The 15,939-nt window shown below is 56.9% G+C and carries 11 protein-coding genes and 4 tRNA genes; 7 read left to right on the top strand and 8 right to left on the bottom strand.

Annotated features, from left to right (window positions below):
* Positions 1–1,173 (top strand): conjugal transfer protein TraG N-terminal domain-containing protein (locus AO277_RS03500; RefSeq protein WP_099258758.1); only part of this gene is annotated, 1,173 nt, incomplete at its 5' end.
* A 63-nt stretch (positions 1,174–1,236) separates the two neighbouring features.
* Here AO277_RS03500 and AO277_RS03495 read toward each other — a convergent pair.
* The gene (locus AO277_RS03495; protein WP_044319542.1) at positions 1,237–1,656 is read right to left on the bottom strand and encodes a DUF3742 family protein; all 420 of its coding nucleotides are present in this window, start codon (positions 1,654–1,656) and stop codon (positions 1,237–1,239) included.
* A gap of 610 nt (positions 1,657–2,266) precedes the next feature.
* On the opposite strand from AO277_RS03495, the gene mobH reads away from it, so the two are divergent.
* Entirely contained in the window at positions 2,267–4,195 is a 1,929-nt protein-coding gene (mobH, locus tag AO277_RS03490) for a MobH family relaxase (RefSeq protein WP_080899318.1), read from the top strand.
* Positions 4,192–5,649 (top strand): site-specific integrase, encoded by a 1,458-nt coding sequence (locus AO277_RS03485; RefSeq protein ID WP_044319540.1) that lies wholly within the window; start codon positions 4,192–4,194, stop codon positions 5,647–5,649. Before mobH ends, AO277_RS03485 begins: the two co-directional genes overlap by 4 nt.
* 311 nt (positions 5,650–5,960) lie before the next feature.
* Here the strand turns inward: AO277_RS03485 and AO277_RS03480 are convergent.
* The 7 genes from AO277_RS03480 to rluD all read right to left on the bottom strand — a co-directional run bounded on the left by AO277_RS03480 (position 5,961) and on the right by rluD (position 11,114).
* Positions 5,961–6,037 (bottom strand) — tRNA-Pro (locus AO277_RS03480).
* A 95-nt stretch (positions 6,038–6,132) separates the two neighbouring features.
* Positions 6,133–6,208: transfer RNA gene (locus AO277_RS03475), tRNA-Lys, on the bottom strand.
* A gap of 5 nt (positions 6,209–6,213) precedes the next feature.
* Positions 6,214–6,290, bottom strand: a tRNA-Pro gene (locus AO277_RS03470).
* Between the two features lie 29 nt (positions 6,291–6,319).
* A tRNA-Asn gene (locus AO277_RS03465) sits at positions 6,320–6,395 on the bottom strand.
* A gap of 295 nt (positions 6,396–6,690) precedes the next feature.
* A complete protein-coding gene (gene clpB / locus AO277_RS03460; RefSeq protein WP_044319539.1) occupies positions 6,691–9,255 on the bottom strand; it encodes an ATP-dependent chaperone ClpB in 2,565 nt (854 codons plus the stop codon).
* Between the two features lie 171 nt (positions 9,256–9,426).
* Positions 9,427–10,155 carry a peptidoglycan editing factor PgeF gene (pgeF, locus tag AO277_RS03455; RefSeq protein WP_044319538.1) on the bottom strand — a complete coding sequence of 243 codons (729 nt, stop codon included), beginning with the start codon at positions 10,153–10,155 and terminating at the stop codon, positions 9,427–9,429.
* Entirely contained in the window at positions 10,152–11,114 is a 963-nt protein-coding gene (gene rluD / locus AO277_RS03450; RefSeq protein ID WP_002551999.1) for a 23S rRNA pseudouridine(1911/1915/1917) synthase RluD, read from the bottom strand. Before rluD ends, pgeF begins: the two co-directional genes overlap by 4 nt.
* Positions 11,115–11,263: 149 nt before the next feature.
* Between rluD and AO277_RS03445 the strand changes: the two genes are divergently transcribed.
* The 4 genes from AO277_RS03445 (at position 11,264) to AO277_RS03430 (ending at position 15,577) form a co-directional block, all read left to right on the top strand.
* Positions 11,264–12,286: an outer membrane protein assembly factor BamD gene (locus AO277_RS03445; protein WP_005733851.1), complete on the top strand. Its 1,023-nt coding sequence runs from the start codon at positions 11,264–11,266 to the stop codon at positions 12,284–12,286.
* Positions 12,287–12,415: 129 nt separating this feature from the next.
* Entirely contained in the window at positions 12,416–12,655 is a 240-nt protein-coding gene (locus AO277_RS03440; RefSeq protein WP_002551997.1) for a PP0621 family protein, read from the top strand.
* Positions 12,645–14,237, top strand: coding sequence for a two-component system sensor histidine kinase NtrB (locus tag AO277_RS03435; RefSeq protein WP_044319537.1), 1,593 nt, complete (start codon positions 12,645–12,647; stop codon positions 14,235–14,237). Before AO277_RS03440 ends, AO277_RS03435 begins: the two co-directional genes overlap by 11 nt.
* Positions 14,238–14,239: 2 nt before the next feature.
* Entirely contained in the window at positions 14,240–15,577 is a 1,338-nt protein-coding gene (locus AO277_RS03430) for a sigma-54-dependent transcriptional regulator (RefSeq protein WP_016982716.1), read from the top strand.
* Positions 15,578–15,939: the final 362 nt, after the last annotated feature.

Here is a 15,939-nt window from a genome sequence, read left to right as displayed (position 1 = left end):
CTGCTCCTGGGTCAACATATTGGCAGCTCAAAGCCGCCAGTTTTACCCAGGGGGGTCAATTCTAGGTTGGCGTTAGGGGGTCATTTTTACAGTGGCGGTGACATGCAACAAGTTCGAATGGATGTGAATAGAGCGCGTATCAACGACCCACTACTGGCACAGGAAGTCGCCGACTTTACCAACGACTGCTACGCACTGGCACGGTCGCGACTATTCATGACTCAACCAACGCTCACCAACGAGCAATTGAACGACGTCAACTGGATCGGCTCGCGGTTCTTCCTGCAGACGCCAGGCTATTATGATGATGGTTTCTCTGGGTTCAGGTCACACAGTCCTCGGACCAGATGGCCCTACGACGCAACAAGAGATGCGGGCCTGCCACAAACCACTGGTGGTGGGGGATTTCCTACGTGCACTCAATGGTGGTCGGACGCAAGCATCGGCCTAAGAGCCAGACTGCTGGAACAGGTCAGTCCAGATCTGCTGAGCAAGCTCGCTCAATGGGCAAAATTTATGACTCAGACCGAGGTGAATGATTCGGTCATCCGCGATCTCGTTTCTCCGAGGAAGCAGAAACTGACCCAGGGACAGGTGTATACCGACTACGGCGGACAAGTGGGGGGGTCTGTAGCAAATGATCTGACGCGGCTCACTGCAACTGCAGGCCAGGCATTAGGGTCGTTGGCCATGTACCCTGCAATGGACAGTGTTCGACAGGCAGCGCCTATGGTCATGGCTTTCTTGAAGATGGCATTAATCATATGCATGCCTTTTGTACTCGTTCTAGGGACGTTTGATCTCAAAGTAGTAATGACAGTCACATTTGCAGAGTTCGCACTTATTTTTGTTGACTTCTGGTTCCAGCTAGCACGATGGGTTGATAGCACGATTTTGGACGCTTTGTATGGTAATGGCCTAGGTAGCGACGTACCGCACAGCAATTTCGATCCAGTATTCGGGGCTAGTAACGGACAGGGGGATCTTTTGTTAGACTTTGTAATGGGAACTATGTTTATAGTTTTACCAGGCTTCTGGATTACTTCGCTCAGCTGGGCAGGCCTAAGGTTAGGCAACATCATGCAAGGGCTGGCTGATGGAACCGCAGAGGCGAAGAAAGCAGGAGCGCGAGGCGGGGCTGAAGTAGAGAAGAGACTGAAAGCGAAAGGTTAAAGCTATAAGTTTAACTTCCTGCTGACCAACTGTCACAGGAAGTTAAAAAATAAAAAGAAATAGCTATTCGTTCTGAGAAGGATATACGCCACGCCCAAGAACAAAATCCCAGTTATGGTCATCGTTTTCCTCAAAGACCGATGCTTGCAATCTCGCAGCGTGCTCATCGTCTTCATATTCGAAATCCGACAAACTTGAGACTGCCGACGAGCTTTCGCTATTTATGAGACCAACTACGACCATAGCCATGGCGACGACTCCCAAAACATACAGCAATCCCCAAGCCACAAAGAACGCGCCAGTGCCGATCACCGCCGCACGGGCACCCCACTTGACTGGAGTGACGATCACTCTGGGCACACCGGTGCGGTCGAAAAGCGACCAGAACGCGCGCTCAACATTGAGTATTCGACGCAGACCACGACCGAGCACGTGACCAAAACGCGCTGCACCGCTTAAATCCGTATTGGCATCTGGGGTCATGTGTCACCTCGCCGGTCGATTAGAGCATGTCGTATTGACATCAATTGATAACCCATTAGTGGGTATCTTCAGCTCAATCTCCCTTGAAAATCAAGCCCTCAACGAGCAGTTGGGCAACAGATACCGACCGTTGAGCCGCCCGAGTCGACAGTGTTTTGACTGAACAGCAGTCCCAGCCATCGTGCGCTTCATCTGGAGATATGAAGCGCTGCTATGGGCCTTTCACTGGATTTCAATCTTTGCCTGTTCCGGATCGTCAGCACCAAAGGGGCAAAATGGGCTGAAGCAAAAGGGCAAGGCGAAGGGTTTGAATGGAATGGGGAATAAGGGTAAGTGCCTTACCCGAAAAGGCCGGCGAGCCCGCCGGAAATGGATGCCGAAAGGGCTAGAAAAGCAGCTTTGCACGAAATGGAATTTACAAAAAACCATCCTAAACAAGCACTTGGAGACTACATTTTCTTCGGCAAGCATGGCAACATCGGTTCGCTGACACTGTTTGGATCCCAACCATTCAGGTGGCGGCTCATGTACATAACCTTTCCAGGATGGATATGGGTTTCGACTTGTCACGCTGAGCCCTATAGAGCAAAAGGCCCACCATGACTTCATCATGGGTGCCTCAATGCTTAGTTTCTTTCAGCGAAGAAAAACATCGCCAACCACGCCATCCAATGCTGCTGCAGGGTTTATCAAACACGAGTCTTGCGACGCGTTACTGTCTACTCCCCGGCGGCGTCAGCTCATTGAAAACATCTGGCAGCGAACGTCGCTGCCCCGCGCACAGTTCGATACGCTATACGTGCAAGCGTTCAAAAGCTACGCAGCCTTGGTGCAGCATCTCCCTGCCTCTGAGAACCATCACCATGCCTATCATGGTGGCATGCTGGATCACGGGCTTGAAATCGTCGCCTACGCACTGAAGATTCGGCAAATGTATCTGCTGCCCATCGGAGCCCCGCCCGAGTCGCAGGCTGCTCAATCCGAAGCATGGTCTGCCGCATCGGCCTACGGTGCGCTCGTGCATGACCTCGGCAAAATTGCGGTGGACGTCAACGTGGAACTGGCAGACGGCACGACCTGGCATCCATGGCATGGGCCACTGGATCAGCCATACCGATTCAAGTACGTGAAAGGTCGCGACTACCGGCTGCATGGAGCTGCTTCGTCGCTGATCTACGCCAACGTCATTCCGGCGAAGGCACTTGACTGGCTCAGCGGGTTTCCCGAGCTCTGGGCCCAACTGGTGTTCGCGTTCGCAGGGCAATATGAGCATGCCGACATCCTGGGAGAAATTGTCTCCCAAGCGGATCAGGCTTCGGTGGCACAGGAGGTCGGCGGCAATCCCGGTCGGGCAATGTCAGCTCCCAAGCAGTCCATTCAGCGGCAACTGGCTGAAGGCTTGAGGGTGCTCGTCTCGGAGAAATTCAAGTTGAACCAGCCCGACGGCCCTTCGGACGGATGGCTGACTCAGGATGGTTTGTGGCTTGTCAGCAAGCCAGCCGTCGATCAGCTCAGGGCTCATCTGCTGTCACAGGGCATTGAGCACATTCCCACCTCCAATGCCCCCATGTTCAATCTGCTCCAGGATCAAGCAATTATCCAGCCCAATGGTGAGGGGAAGGCGATCTGGAAAGCCAACATCGACAATGGTCGCGGCTGGAAGAACACGTTCACGGTGTTGAAGATAGCGCCGGCACTCATCTGGCCAAATGCGACGGATAGACCTGAGCCGTTTACCGGCACTCTTACAGTGGAGTCTGCTGCAGCTACGGAGGAAATTGACCAAGCAAGTTCAGCGACCGAGGAACCCGTATCCGCAGTCGGCAAAAAAATCCCTGAGACTGTCGATCAGTCAGCGCAGAAACCAACGCCCAAGCAGGCGTCTGCACCGATAAAAGATTTTGATGCGCTGGATGAGCTGCTCGATCTATTTCCCGATCCAGTACATGCTGCTCCAACTGCACCAGCGCAAAGTAGCCCGGAGAGCACTGACAACGACCAGATCCCCTTTTCTCTCCCAACCAAACCACCTGCACGGCTTAGTCAGCCCAAGCAGGCTGAGGCTGACATCCCCGTTTTTGAGACAACTCCAGCAACAGACACTGCCAAGAACTCGACTGACTCGGCCCCGAATCATGGCACCAACTTCCTCACCTGGCTGAAGGGCGGTGTGATCTCTCACCGGATCATCATCAATGACGCCAAAGCGCGTGTACATACCGTGGACAGCACGGCGTTTCTGGTCAGTCCGGATATCTTCAAACGTTACGCGCTTGAGCATCCGGCGATTGAGCACGAGGCGAAAGAGCGCGATCTCGAAGCCTGGCAATTGGTCCAGCGATCTTTTGAGAAGCTGAAAAAACATCGGAAGACGCCCGCCGGCCTGAACATCTGGACGTGCCTGGTCAAAGGACCACGCAAAAGCAAGCAACTGCGGGGCTACCTGCTCATTGAGCCCACCGACGTTTTTAGCGAAGTGCCCTATGACAACCCGGTCATCAGCTTGGCGGACTTGGCAGATAAGGAAGCATCTGAATGAACACGATGACACTGCCTGAGCTGACCCAGGAATACATCCTCACTCATGACCTGAGACCCGACACCGTCAAGATCTACTGGGCTGCCACAAAGTCCTATGTCAGATTCTTCGGCGACCGTCTGGCAAGCGAGACGACGCACCGGGACATGCTCGACTGGCGCCGATCAGAACTGGAGAGAATCTCAAAGCGCAGTTGGAACACGTACTCCGGTCACCTGCGAACGGTGTACCGATATGCAATGGAGCATGGTCTCGTTGACCTCAAGGTCAATCCTCTGAAAGAAACACGTGTGATCCCCGCCAAACGACCAAAGAAAACCGTCAACACAGACGCCATTGTACGTGCGAGAAACTGGCTAAACATTCTGGTCCAGGAGGAGCGTGCAACCGGGAACAGAACAGAGATCACCCCCGCATGGTTCTGGCTCGCAGTATTTGAAATGTTCTACTACACGGGCATCAGGCTCAATGCCCTGATCTGCTTGAGGTATGCCGATATCGATTTGGGACAACGCCTTATCAGAGTCAGGGGAGAGACAGAAAAGACTCACAGAGAATTCATGATCCCCATCCCAGACGGACTAATGCCTCATCTGAAACGGCTCATGGACATCGCGCAACGAGTCGGCTTCGATCCCGCCGATCAGATTTTCAACGTCAACCGCTTCTCCGGCCATTACAGTCGAACACAGATGAACGCTGATCAGGTGGAAGCCATGTATAAGAAGCTCACCGCCATGACGGGCGTTCGAATGACGCCTCATCGCTTCCGGCATACCATTGCCAGTGAAATGATGCGACAACCGGAACGCAACATTCACATAACAAAAAACCTGCTCAACCACTCCAATATTGCGACCACGATGGAATACATCGAACCGGATTACGACGTGATGCGCGAGGTCATGAATGAGCGCGGCAAAAGACCAGCAAAAATTAACTACTTGGCCAAGTCAGATGCTGCTAACCGAGCGAATGCGCGCACAAGCAAGAAAGCAGCACCCGTTAAAGATCTGGCTCGGAGCTCAGCTACAAGCATCCCTGCCAGAGGTAGCTCCTCCCAAAACACAAGGATCCCTGCCCTAGCAGCAAATTTCCACTCACAATTGAAAGCTGATGAGATACACCGCCCAGGTGACCAAGTCAAAAACATTGAGTCAAACCAACCGGAAAAATATAGAACTGACCCAGTACCCGTTGGGCAAGCAGATCTTCTTGACGATTCCACTGACACACCAATAAGGCAGGCTCTGCCTCATGACCTGTTCAGCCCGGAATATCTCGCACAGCGGCTTGACGAATTTTCGCAGTGGGTAAGAGAAGCCGTTAGCGGCAGAATAGTCGCGTGTCCAAGAACCACTGATAGCCGATTACCGTCAGGCCCGAACGAACAAATGGGCAACCCACTGCCGTCAGGCTTTGACGCAAGCGTCTGGAACAACCGCACTGGCTAAAGTATGGGGGCTAAGACAATTGCTAACTGCCATCAGTAATGGTCATACCCGCCTATCGTCTTTGCCAAGAGCCGGCGTCAGGAAGACGGTATGAGGACAGATAAGCGATGAACGCCGATTCGCAGCCGCAAAAAAAAACGCCCTGTTCACAAGCTTTCGCCTGGAACAGAGCGCTGCAATTTGACATCACCGCGTGTCGGAGTTATGTTTCGCGACAGGCGGCTGCTTGCCTGGATAAATCGTTTCACATGCAACGCTCGCCCTCAAGAAGCAAACGACACACCGAAATTGAAGATCTCAGCAACAGTATTTGGTCGGGGTAAGGGGATTCGAACTCCTGACATCCTGCTCCCAAAGCAGGCGCGCTACCGGACTGCGCTATACCCCGGTAAATCAAGGCACCTCAATCAGCTGCCTGCGACCTGATACGATTGGCATCAGATCTTTAAGATTCGGCTCCAAGGTTAAGCTTGAAGCCAAAAATGGTGGGTCGTGTGGGATTCGAACCTACGACCAATTGGTTAAAAGCCAACTGCTCTACCAACTGAGCTAACGACCCAAATATGGTCGGGGTAAGGGGATTCGAACTCCTGACATCCTGCTCCCAAAGCAGGCGCGCTACCGGACTGCGCTATACCCCGACTGAAACTTCATTGAACCTTGCGAAATCTGGCTCCACGACCTGGACTCGAACCAGGGACCCAGTGATTAACAGTCACTTGCTCTACCAACTGAGCTATCGCGGAACTATCGATTTCAGATTCAACTTTACAACCTGTTGCCTTGAAACCAGCGTGCTGTTAACTCGTTGATTTCAATCTCATCGACCTTTGCGCTTCGTTTGTATCGTTGCGTTCACGTCTCTGAGGCGCGCTATTCTACAATTTTAAAAACACCTGTCAACCCTATAAATTGCTTTTTAAGACAATGATTTGCGATTTTTTCCCAGAGCCCCTTTCAGGCCCGATTTTACTGCTGGCAGCATCCTCAGAAAAAAGGCCCTCGGCGAGAGGGCCCTCTATATAGAGCTGGCGAGCGCTATCAGGCAAACACGATCTCGTCGTCGACGACCTTGCCAGTGATGGTGCTGCCGGGCATGAAGCTGCCCGAGAGGATCATCTGTGCCAGCGGGTTCTCGATCCAGCGCTGGATCACCCGCTTCAGCGGCCGTGCTCCATAGACCGGGTCGTAACCGACGGCAATCAGCTTGTCCAGCGCCTCGGGGCTCAGGGTCAGCGCCAGCTCGCGTTCGGCCAGACGCTTGCGCAGGCGGCCCAGCTGGATATCAGTGATACCGGCGATCTGGTCACGCGCCAGCGGTTCGAAGATCACCACTTCGTCAATCCGGTTCACAAATTCCGGACGGAAGTGCGTACCCACCGCATCCATCACCGCAGCACGTTGCGCCTCACGATCACCGACCAGTTCCTGGATCTGGGCCGAGCCCAGGTTGGAGGTCATGACGATCACGGTATTGCGGAAGTCCACCGTCCGCCCGTGGCTGTCAGTCAGGCGCCCGTCTTCAAGCACCTGCAACAGGATGTTGAACACGTCGGAATGTGCCTTCTCGACCTCATCGAGCAGGATCAGCGAGTACGGCTTGCGACGCACAGCTTCGGTCAGGTAGCCGCCCTCTTCGTAACCGACATAGCCCGGTGGTGCGCCGATCAGACGAGCCACGGAATGCTTCTCCATGAACTCGGACATATCGATACGCACCATCGCCTCTTCGGTATCGAACAGGAATTCGGCAAGCGCCTTGCAGAGTTCGGTCTTACCCACACCGGTCGGACCGAGGAACATGAACGAACCGCTTGGACGATTCGGGTCGGAAAGCCCTGCACGCGAACGACGTACGGCATTGGAGACCGCGACCACCGCTTCTTCCTGACCGATTACCCGGTTGTGCAGCAGGGTTTCCATGCGCAACAGCTTCTCGCGCTCGCCTTCCAGCATTTTCGACACGGGAATACCGGTCCACTTTGACACGACTTCGGCAATTTCTTCCTCGGTCACTTTGCTGCGCAGCAATTGGTTCTCGGGTTTGCCGTGCTGATCGACCATTTGCAGGCTGCGCTCCAGGTCCGGAATGATCCCGTACTGCAACTCGGCCATGCGGTTCAGGTCGCCACGACGACGCGCCGCTTCCAGTTCCTGACGGGACTGCTCTATTTTCTGCTGGATCAGTGCAGAACCCGTTACTTCAGCTTTTTCCGAGGTCCAGATTTCTTCGAGGTCGGCATATTCCTTCTCAAGGCGCACCACTTCTTCCTGGAGTTTTTCCAGACGCTTGATAGCCGCTTCATCCTTTTCCTTCTTGAGCGCCTGAGCTTCCACTTTCAGCTGGATCAGGCGACGCTCAAGACGATCAAGCACTTCAGGCTTGGAATCGATCTCCATACGAATGCGGCTGGCGGCTTCGTCGATCAGGTCGATGGCCTTGTCGGGCAACTGGCGATCGGTGATATAGCGATGGCTCAGCTTGGCCGCGGCGATGATCGCACCGTCAGTAATGGCGACCTTATGGTGCACTTCATAGCGCTCTTTCAGGCCGCGCAGGATTGCGATGGTGTCTTCTTCACTTGGCTCGTCCACCAGCACTTTCTGGAAGCGACGCTCAAGTGCAGCGTCCTTCTCTATATATTGGCGGTACTCGTTGAGCGTGGTGGCACCGACACAATGCAGCTCGCCGCGAGCCAACGCAGGCTTGAGCATATTGCCAGCGTCCATCGAGCCTTCGCCTTTGCCGGCGCCGACCATGGTGTGCAGTTCGTCGATGAACAGGATGATCTGGCCTTCCTGCTTGGACAGTTCGTTGAGCAGCGATTTCAGGCGCTCTTCGAACTCACCACGGTACTTGGCACCGGCAATCAATGCGCCCATGTCCAGCGACAGCAAGCGTTTGCCGCGCAGGCCATCCGGCACTTCGCCGTTGATGATGCGTTGCGCCAGGCCTTCGGCGATAGCGGTTTTACCCACGCCAGGCTCACCGATCAGCACCGGATTGTTCTTGGTACGGCGTTGCAGGACCTGAATGGTGCGACGAATCTCGTCATCACGACCGATCACCGGGTCGAGCTTGCCCTCTTCGGCGCGCTTGGTCAGGTCGACGGTGTACTTGTCCAGCGCCTGACGCGACTCTTCGACGTTAGGGTCATTCACGGCACCTTCGCCGCGCAGGTTGTTGATGGCGTTTTCCAGGGCTTTCTTGCTGACGCCCTGCCCCAGCAACAATTTGCCGAGCTTGCTGTTCTCGTCCATTGCCGCGAGCAGCACCAGCTCGCTGGAAATGAATTGATCGCCTTTCTGCTGTGCCAGACGGTCGGCCTGGTTAAGCAGGCGCGCAAGATCCTGCGACATGTTGACGTCGCCAGTGGGGTTCTGGATTTTTGGCAGGCGGTCCAGCTCTGCACTCAGTTCCTTGCGCAGGCTGTTGATGTCGAAGCCTACCTGCAACAGCAGAGGCTTAATGGAACCGCCCTGCTGCTCAAGCAGCGCCTGCATCAAGTGCGCAGGTTCGATGGCGGGATGGTCGAGGCCAACGGCCAGCGACTGGGAATCGGATAACGCTAACTGTAATTTACTGGTCAATCTGTCGATACGCATTAGTCACCTTCCTTTAATGCAGGCCGGAGCAATGAACACACCTATAAAGAAAACCTGCTGAATAGCCAGTTAGATGCGGACGATTCTGCGCGTTTCAAGCGGGCCGGGGTTGATACAGATCAGACGAGTGTTCAGGCAAGTCTAGCTGGAATGTGCAAAACAGCCCGGCAATCAGGCGTGTTCGGTCCATATCAGCGAAGCGAAGCGGCCAGTGCGCGTGGCACGCCTGTAGGAAAAGAAGCGCGGGTCGGTGAAGGTATCCAGCCCGCCGCCGTACACGGCAGAGATACCTTGGGCTGCCAGTCGTAACCGGGCGAGCGCATAGATGTCGGCCATGAAACGATCAGGATTCGAACTTGCGACAAACGCAGCGGCTGTCTGCGGGTGGCTGGCGGTAAAGGCCTCGCGCACCTCGGGGCCGACTTCGAACGACGGCTGGCCGATGGCCGGCCCCAGCCAGACCATAATGTCTTCGGGAGCACTCTGCAGGCTGTCGGCCGTCGCTTCCAGCACCCCGGCCGCCAGCCCGCGCCAGCCGGCATGCGCGGCAGCCACACGCGTACCGTCACGACGACAGAACAGCGCGGGCAGGCAGTCGGCGGTCATGATGGTGCAGGCCACGCCTGGCGTGCTCGTCCAGCTGGCATCGGCCTCGACGACACGGGATGGATCGGCAGGTACAACGTCTACGCCATGCACCTGCTTCAACCAGGCGGGCTGAGCCTTGAGACTGGCGGTCAGGCGCTGGCGATTGCTCGCCACGGCCTGCGGGCTGTCATCGACGTGATCGCCCAGATTGAAGCTGTCGAACGGGGCCAGGCTGACCCCACCCGAGCGAGTGGTAACGCAGGACTTGATCTGTGCTGGCGCAGGCCAGTCAGGTATCAGCCAGTCATTCACCCGATGAACGCCTCGCGATCCTGCTTGAGCAGGGACAGCAACCAGACGAAATCGTCCGGCAATGGCGATTCCCAGCTCATGCGTTTACCGGTGGTCGGATGATCCAGCTCCAGGAAGCGGGCATGCAACGCCTGCCGCGGGAAGGTCTTGAGCGAATCGACCATGGTCAGGCTGGCCGCTGGCGGAATACGGAAACGACCGCCGTAGGCAGGGTCGCCGACCAACGGATAGTTGATATGCGCCATGTGCACGCGAATCTGGTGGGTACGCCCGGTTTCCAGCTTGACCCGTACATGGGTGTGCGAACGGAAGCGCTCCAGCACGCGGTAATGACTGACCGCCTGCTTGCCGCCCTCCATCACCGCCATGCGCTGGCGCTGCTGGCCGTGACGGCCGATCGGTGCGTCGATCTTGCCGCCTGCGGTCACCACGCCAATCACGATGCACTCGTAGATACGGCTGACACTGCGACTCTGCAACTGGGTAACCAGTTGGGTCTGTGCCTGAATGGTCTTGGCGACAACCATCAGACCAGTGGTGTCCTTGTCCAGACGATGCACGATGCCGGCGCGCGGAACATTGATGATGTCCGGCACATGGTGCAGCAAGGCATTGAGCAGCGTGCCGTCGGCATGACCGGCAGCCGGATGCACCACCAGACCCGCCGGCTTGTTGATGACGAGGATCTGGTCGTCTTCATAGATGATGTCGAGCTCGATGTCCTGAGCAACCCATTCACCCTGGGCCTCCTGCTCGGCAATCAGCTCGAGAACAGCGCCACCATGCACGATGTCGCGGGGGCGCAATACGCCTCCGTCCACAGTCAGGCGGCCGTCCTTGATCCAGGCGGAAAGGCGCGAGCGCGAGTGCTCAGCGAATAATTGTGCGGCGACTTGATCGAGGCGTTGACCGCCCAATTCGGACGGCACCTCTGCGCGGAGTTCTATATTTTCGGACATGACCAGACTAGGTGGCGGCTAGCCTTTGGTTTCGGCAGCGCGCTTGTGGTTAAATACGGCGTCTTTTGTCCCGCCGGTATCGCGGGGCGCTCATCATAACAGGACGGCCCCGCCCAAGACAGCAGGCCGTTATAGGGACGCAAGCCGCCATGCAAGTGAAACACCTGCTGCTGATCGCCATCCTCGCATTGACTGCGGCCTGTTCGTCGAAGGAAGTCATCGACGAAAACCTCAGCGAAGTCGAGCTGTACCAGCAGGCGCAGGCCGACCTGGGAAATAACAGCTATAACAGTGCCACTGAGAAACTCAAGGCGCTGGAATCACGCTATCCGTTCGGTCGCTACGCTGATCAGGCCCAGCTCGAGTTGATCTACTCGAACTACAAGAACGGTGAACCCGAAGCAGCCAAATCCGCTGCCGAGCGTTTCATCCGTCTGCATCCGCAACACCCGAACGTCGATTACGCGTATTACATGAAGGGCCTGACCTCCTTCGATCAGGACGTCGGCCTGCTGGCGCGCTTCCTGCCGCTGGACCAGACCAAACGTGACCCGGGCGCTGCCCGCGACTCGTTCAACGAGTTCGCTCAGCTGACCAGCCGCTTCCCGAACAGCCGCTATTCGCCGGATGCCAAGCAGCGCATGATCTACCTGCGCAACCTGCTGGCCTCCTACGAAATTCACGTAGCCGACTACTACCTGACCCGTCAGGCCTATGTCGCCGCCGCCAACCGTGGCCGCTATGTCGTGGAAAACTTCCAGGAGACGCCATCGGTAGGTGACGGTCTGGCCGTGATGGTCGAGTCCTATCAGCGTCTGCACCTCGACGATCTGGCAGCCACCAGCCTTGAAGTGCTCAAAACCAACTACCCGAACCACCCGCAATTGGCTGACGGCAAGTTCACCCCGCGTCAGGCCGAAGCCGACAACCGCTCGTGGCTGTCGAAAGCGACCCTTGGTCTGATCGACGGTAGCGCACCGCTGCCACCGGGCCAGACACGTGCCGATCAGGACATCAAGAAGCAGTATCAGGACGCCAAGGACGCCATTCCGAAAGAGCTGTTGCCGGAAAATCAGGCAGAGCTGGACGAGCAGGCGGAAAAAGATGCCGAAGCGAAAGGCACCAAGAGCCGTTCGTGGTTCAGCTACATGACCCTGGGTCTGTTCGACTGATCTTCACGGCATTAAGAAAGAGGCCTTCGGGCCTCTTTTTTTATGCAGCACATTTATGCGCCGCAGCCACTGTGCGCCTGACTGTACCTTGGCTACACTGCGCCATCGTCAATCACTAAGCTGGTAGTCATGGTTCGCTTACTCATGTGGGCCGCGTTGATCGCGGCGGTGATCTGGTTCGTCAAGCGCCTGATCAATCCCCCCAAGCCGAAATCCCGTGCCGAGCCGCCTGAAATAGCGGCCACCCCGATGGTGCGCTGCGCACACTGTGGCGTTCATCTCCCTCAGGATCGCGCGCTGAGCCAGGCACAGCAATGGTATTGCAGCGAGGCACACCGCCTGGAAGGCCCTGCGGCACGTGACCGCTGACACGCCCTCGCTTGCCAGCCCACAGGCGCAAAGGATTCTGCGGCTTTACCACCTTTATCGACTGACCATCGGCGTGGTACTGGTCCTGCTGATTTCCAGCAGTCTGGAAACCGAACTGTTGCAACTGGCCAATCCAAACCTGTTCCGCTCGGGTTGCTGGCTGTATCTGGTGTTCAACATTCTGGTCGTCGTGCTGCTGGAGCGTCCCAGCCGTCAGGCGCAGCTGTTCAGTCTGGCAATGACTGACGCAATCATGCTCTCTGCGCTGTTCTACGCGGCGGGTGGCCCTTCCAGCGGCATCGGCAATCTGTTGATTGCTTCCGTAGCAATCAGCAATGTATTGCTGCGGGGGCGTATCGGTTTGCTGATCGCCGCCGTTTCTGCCATCGGCATCATCTACCTGACGTTCTATATCAGCTTCGGTACACCGTCGGTTTCCAACGACTACGTGCAGGCTGGCTCTCTGGGTGCCCTGTGCTTCGCCGCCGCAATGCTGGTGCAGGCGCTGACAGCGCGCATGCAGGTCAGCGAAGTGCTGGCCGAACAGCGTGCAGCGGATGTCGACAGCCTTGAAGAACTCAACGCGCTGATCCTGCAACGCATGCGTACCGGCATTCTGGTACTGGATGCCAACCGTCAGGTGCTGCTGGCCAATCAAGGTGCCCTTACCCTACTGGGCCACGAGCGACTGGTCGGCCAGGTTATCGACGCTTACTCGCCGCAGTTGGTGGAACGCCTGCGCCAGTGGCTCGTCAACCCGATCATGGTGCCGCGCAGCGTCACGACTTCACCCATCGGGCCGGTGCTGCAACCGAGCTTTGCCGCACTCAATCGTGGCGATCAGCGCCAGACGCTGATCTTTCTTGAAGACCTGTCGCAAATTGCTCATCAGGCGCAGCAGCTCAAGCTCGCCGCGCTGGGACGCCTGACCGCCGGGATTGCCCACGAGATACGCAACCCGCTGGGCGCAGTCAGCCATGCCGCACAGTTACTCAACGAATCTGAAGAACTCAGCGCAGCGGACCGACGCCTGGGGCAGATCATTCATGACCAGTCGGGGCGTATTGATCGGGTCATCGAAAATGTTCTGCAATTGTCGCGCAGACGCGAAGCGCAGCCCGAACTGCTCGATCTGAAAACCTGGCTGGAACACTTTGTCACTGAATTTCGCAGTTCCTCTGCGCCCAATCAGTCGATTCATGTCGACATAAGCCCCGGCACGCTGACAACCCGCATGGATTCCGGGCAACTGACCCAGATCATGACCAACCTGCTACAGAACGGCCTGCGCTACAGCGGCAGAAATCATTCGTCAGCGCAGGTCTGGCTGAAGCTGCATCACGACCGACAAAGCGATTTGCCCATTCTGGAAGTACAGGACGACGGGCCAGGGGTCAGCGAGCAACATTTGGCCAAGCTGTTCGAGCCGTTTTTCACCACGGAAAGCAACGGCACCGGTCTTGGTCTATATCTGTCACGCGAGCTTTGCGAAAGCAATCAGGCGCACCTGGAATACGTCCCGCGGCAAGGTGGCGGCAGTTGCCTGCGCATAACCTTCGCCCACCCGTTCAAAACGAGCTGAGCATGAGCCAACGGCAAAAAATCCTGATAGTCGATGACGAGCCGGATATCCGCGAACTGCTGGAGATCACTCTGGGGCGCATGAAACTCGACACCCGATGCGCCCGCAATGTTGCCGAGGCCCACGACTGGCTGGCCCGCGAGCCGTTCGATATGTGCCTGACCGACATGCGTCTGCCCGACGGCAATGGCCTTGAGCTGGTGCAGCATATTCAGCACGGCTACCCCCATGTGCCAGTGGCGATGATCACTGCCCACGGCAACCTGGACACCGCGATTAATGCGCTCAAGGCCGGGGCTTTCGATTTTGTGACCAAGCCGGTCGACCTCGGCAGGCTGCGCGAACTGGTCAATAGTGCGCTGAGCCTGCCTTGCGCCCAGCCAGCCCGCAGCATCGACAGCCGCCTGCTGGGCGACTCGCTGGCGATGCGTACCTTGCGCAACCAGATCGGCAAGCTGGCCCGCAGCCAGGCGCCGATCTACATCAGCGGCGAATCGGGCAGCGGCAAGGAGCTTGTAGCGCGGCTGATCCACGAGCAGGGTCCGCGCATCGATAAACCGTTCATACCGGTGAATTGCGGGGCCATTCCTTCCGAGCTGATGGAGAGTGAATTCTTTGGCCATCGCAAGGGCAGTTTCAGCGGCGCCCACGAGGACAAGCCTGGTCTGTTTCAGGCGGCACATACCGGAACGCTGTTTCTCGACGAAGTGGCCGACCTGCCGCTGGCCATGCAGGTAAAACTGTTGCGAGCCATCCAGGAAAAATCAATCCGCAGTGTAGGCAGCCAGCAAGAGCAGATTGTGGACGTACGCATTCTGTGCGCCACGCACAAGAACCTTAATGCAGAGGTTGCGGCAGGCCGTTTCCGTCAGGATCTGTATTACCGGTTGAACGTGATCGAAGTGCGCGTCCCCTCATTGCGCGAGCGGCGCGAGGACATCGATCAACTGGCAGCCAGTGTTCTAAAGCGACTTGCTGGCAATGGCACGCAACCGGTGGCGCGCCTGAATGCGCAGGCGCTGGACACGCTGAAGAGCTACCGATTCCCCGGTAACGTGCGCGAACTGGAAAACATGCTGGAGCGCGCCTACACGCTCTGTGAAAACGATGAAATCCATGCCAGCGACCTGCGCCTTGCAGAGTCCGCCAGCCCCCAGGAGCACAGCGGTCCTAGCCTGGCCGACATCGACAACCTTGAAGACTACCTCGAAAGCATCGAGCGCAAGCTGATTCTGCAGGCCCTGGAAGAAACCCGCTGGAACCGTACCGCAGCGGCAGAAAGGCTCAGCTTGTCCTTCAGATCGCTGCGTTACCGGCTGAAGAAACTGGGCCTGGATTGAGCGCTCCGTACGGCACAGCCTGACCGACTATCGTGCGACGCTCCGCGTCGGCATGCGTTTCTGGACGCTCTGCGTCCTATCCTGAATAGGCGGCGCGGCGCAGATTTGTGACGCAGAGCGTCACGCAAGGCATTCCCACGCTGGAGCGTGAGGAACGATAAGTGTCTGGGCAACGATAATCCCGACTATCGTGCGACGCTCCGCATCGGCTTGCGTTTCTGGACGCTCTGCGTCCTATCCTGAATAGGCGGCGCGGCGCAGATTTGTGACGCAGAGCGTCACGCAAGGCATTCCCACGCTGGAGCGTGAGGAACGATAAGTGTCTGGGCAACGATAATCTCCACTATCGTGCGACGCTCCGC

This window comes from Pseudomonas amygdali (assembly GCF_002699855.1).
In the GTDB taxonomy this organism is placed as follows: domain Bacteria; phylum Pseudomonadota; class Gammaproteobacteria; order Pseudomonadales; family Pseudomonadaceae; genus Aquipseudomonas; species Aquipseudomonas amygdali.
The sequence above is the reverse complement of the archived record's forward strand: the minus strand, read 5'-3'. Positions and strand labels throughout refer to the sequence as shown.

What these genes read in the sequence shown, in the direction of transcription:
- AO277_RS03430 (WP_016982716.1), top strand. Translation starts at nt 14,240, where the DNA reads ATGAGCCAACGGCAAAAAATCCTGATAGTCGATGACGAGCCGGATATC.
- clpB (WP_044319539.1), bottom strand. Translation starts at nt 9,255, where the DNA reads ATGCGTATCGACAGATTGACCAGTAAATTACAGTTAGCGTTATCCGAT.
- AO277_RS03445 (WP_005733851.1), top strand. Translation starts at nt 11,264, where the DNA reads ATGCAAGTGAAACACCTGCTGCTGATCGCCATCCTCGCATTGACTGCG.
- AO277_RS03485 (WP_044319540.1), top strand. Translation starts at nt 4,192, where the DNA reads ATGAACACGATGACACTGCCTGAGCTGACCCAGGAATACATCCTCACT.
- mobH (WP_080899318.1), top strand. Translation starts at nt 2,267, where the DNA reads ATGGGTGCCTCAATGCTTAGTTTCTTTCAGCGAAGAAAAACATCGCCA.
- AO277_RS03495 (WP_044319542.1), bottom strand. Translation starts at nt 1,656, where the DNA reads ATGACCCCAGATGCCAATACGGATTTAAGCGGTGCAGCGCGTTTTGGT.
- rluD (WP_002551999.1), bottom strand. Translation starts at nt 11,114, where the DNA reads ATGTCCGAAAATATAGAACTCCGCGCAGAGGTGCCGTCCGAATTGGGC.
- AO277_RS03440 (WP_002551997.1), top strand. Translation starts at nt 12,416, where the DNA reads ATGGTTCGCTTACTCATGTGGGCCGCGTTGATCGCGGCGGTGATCTGG.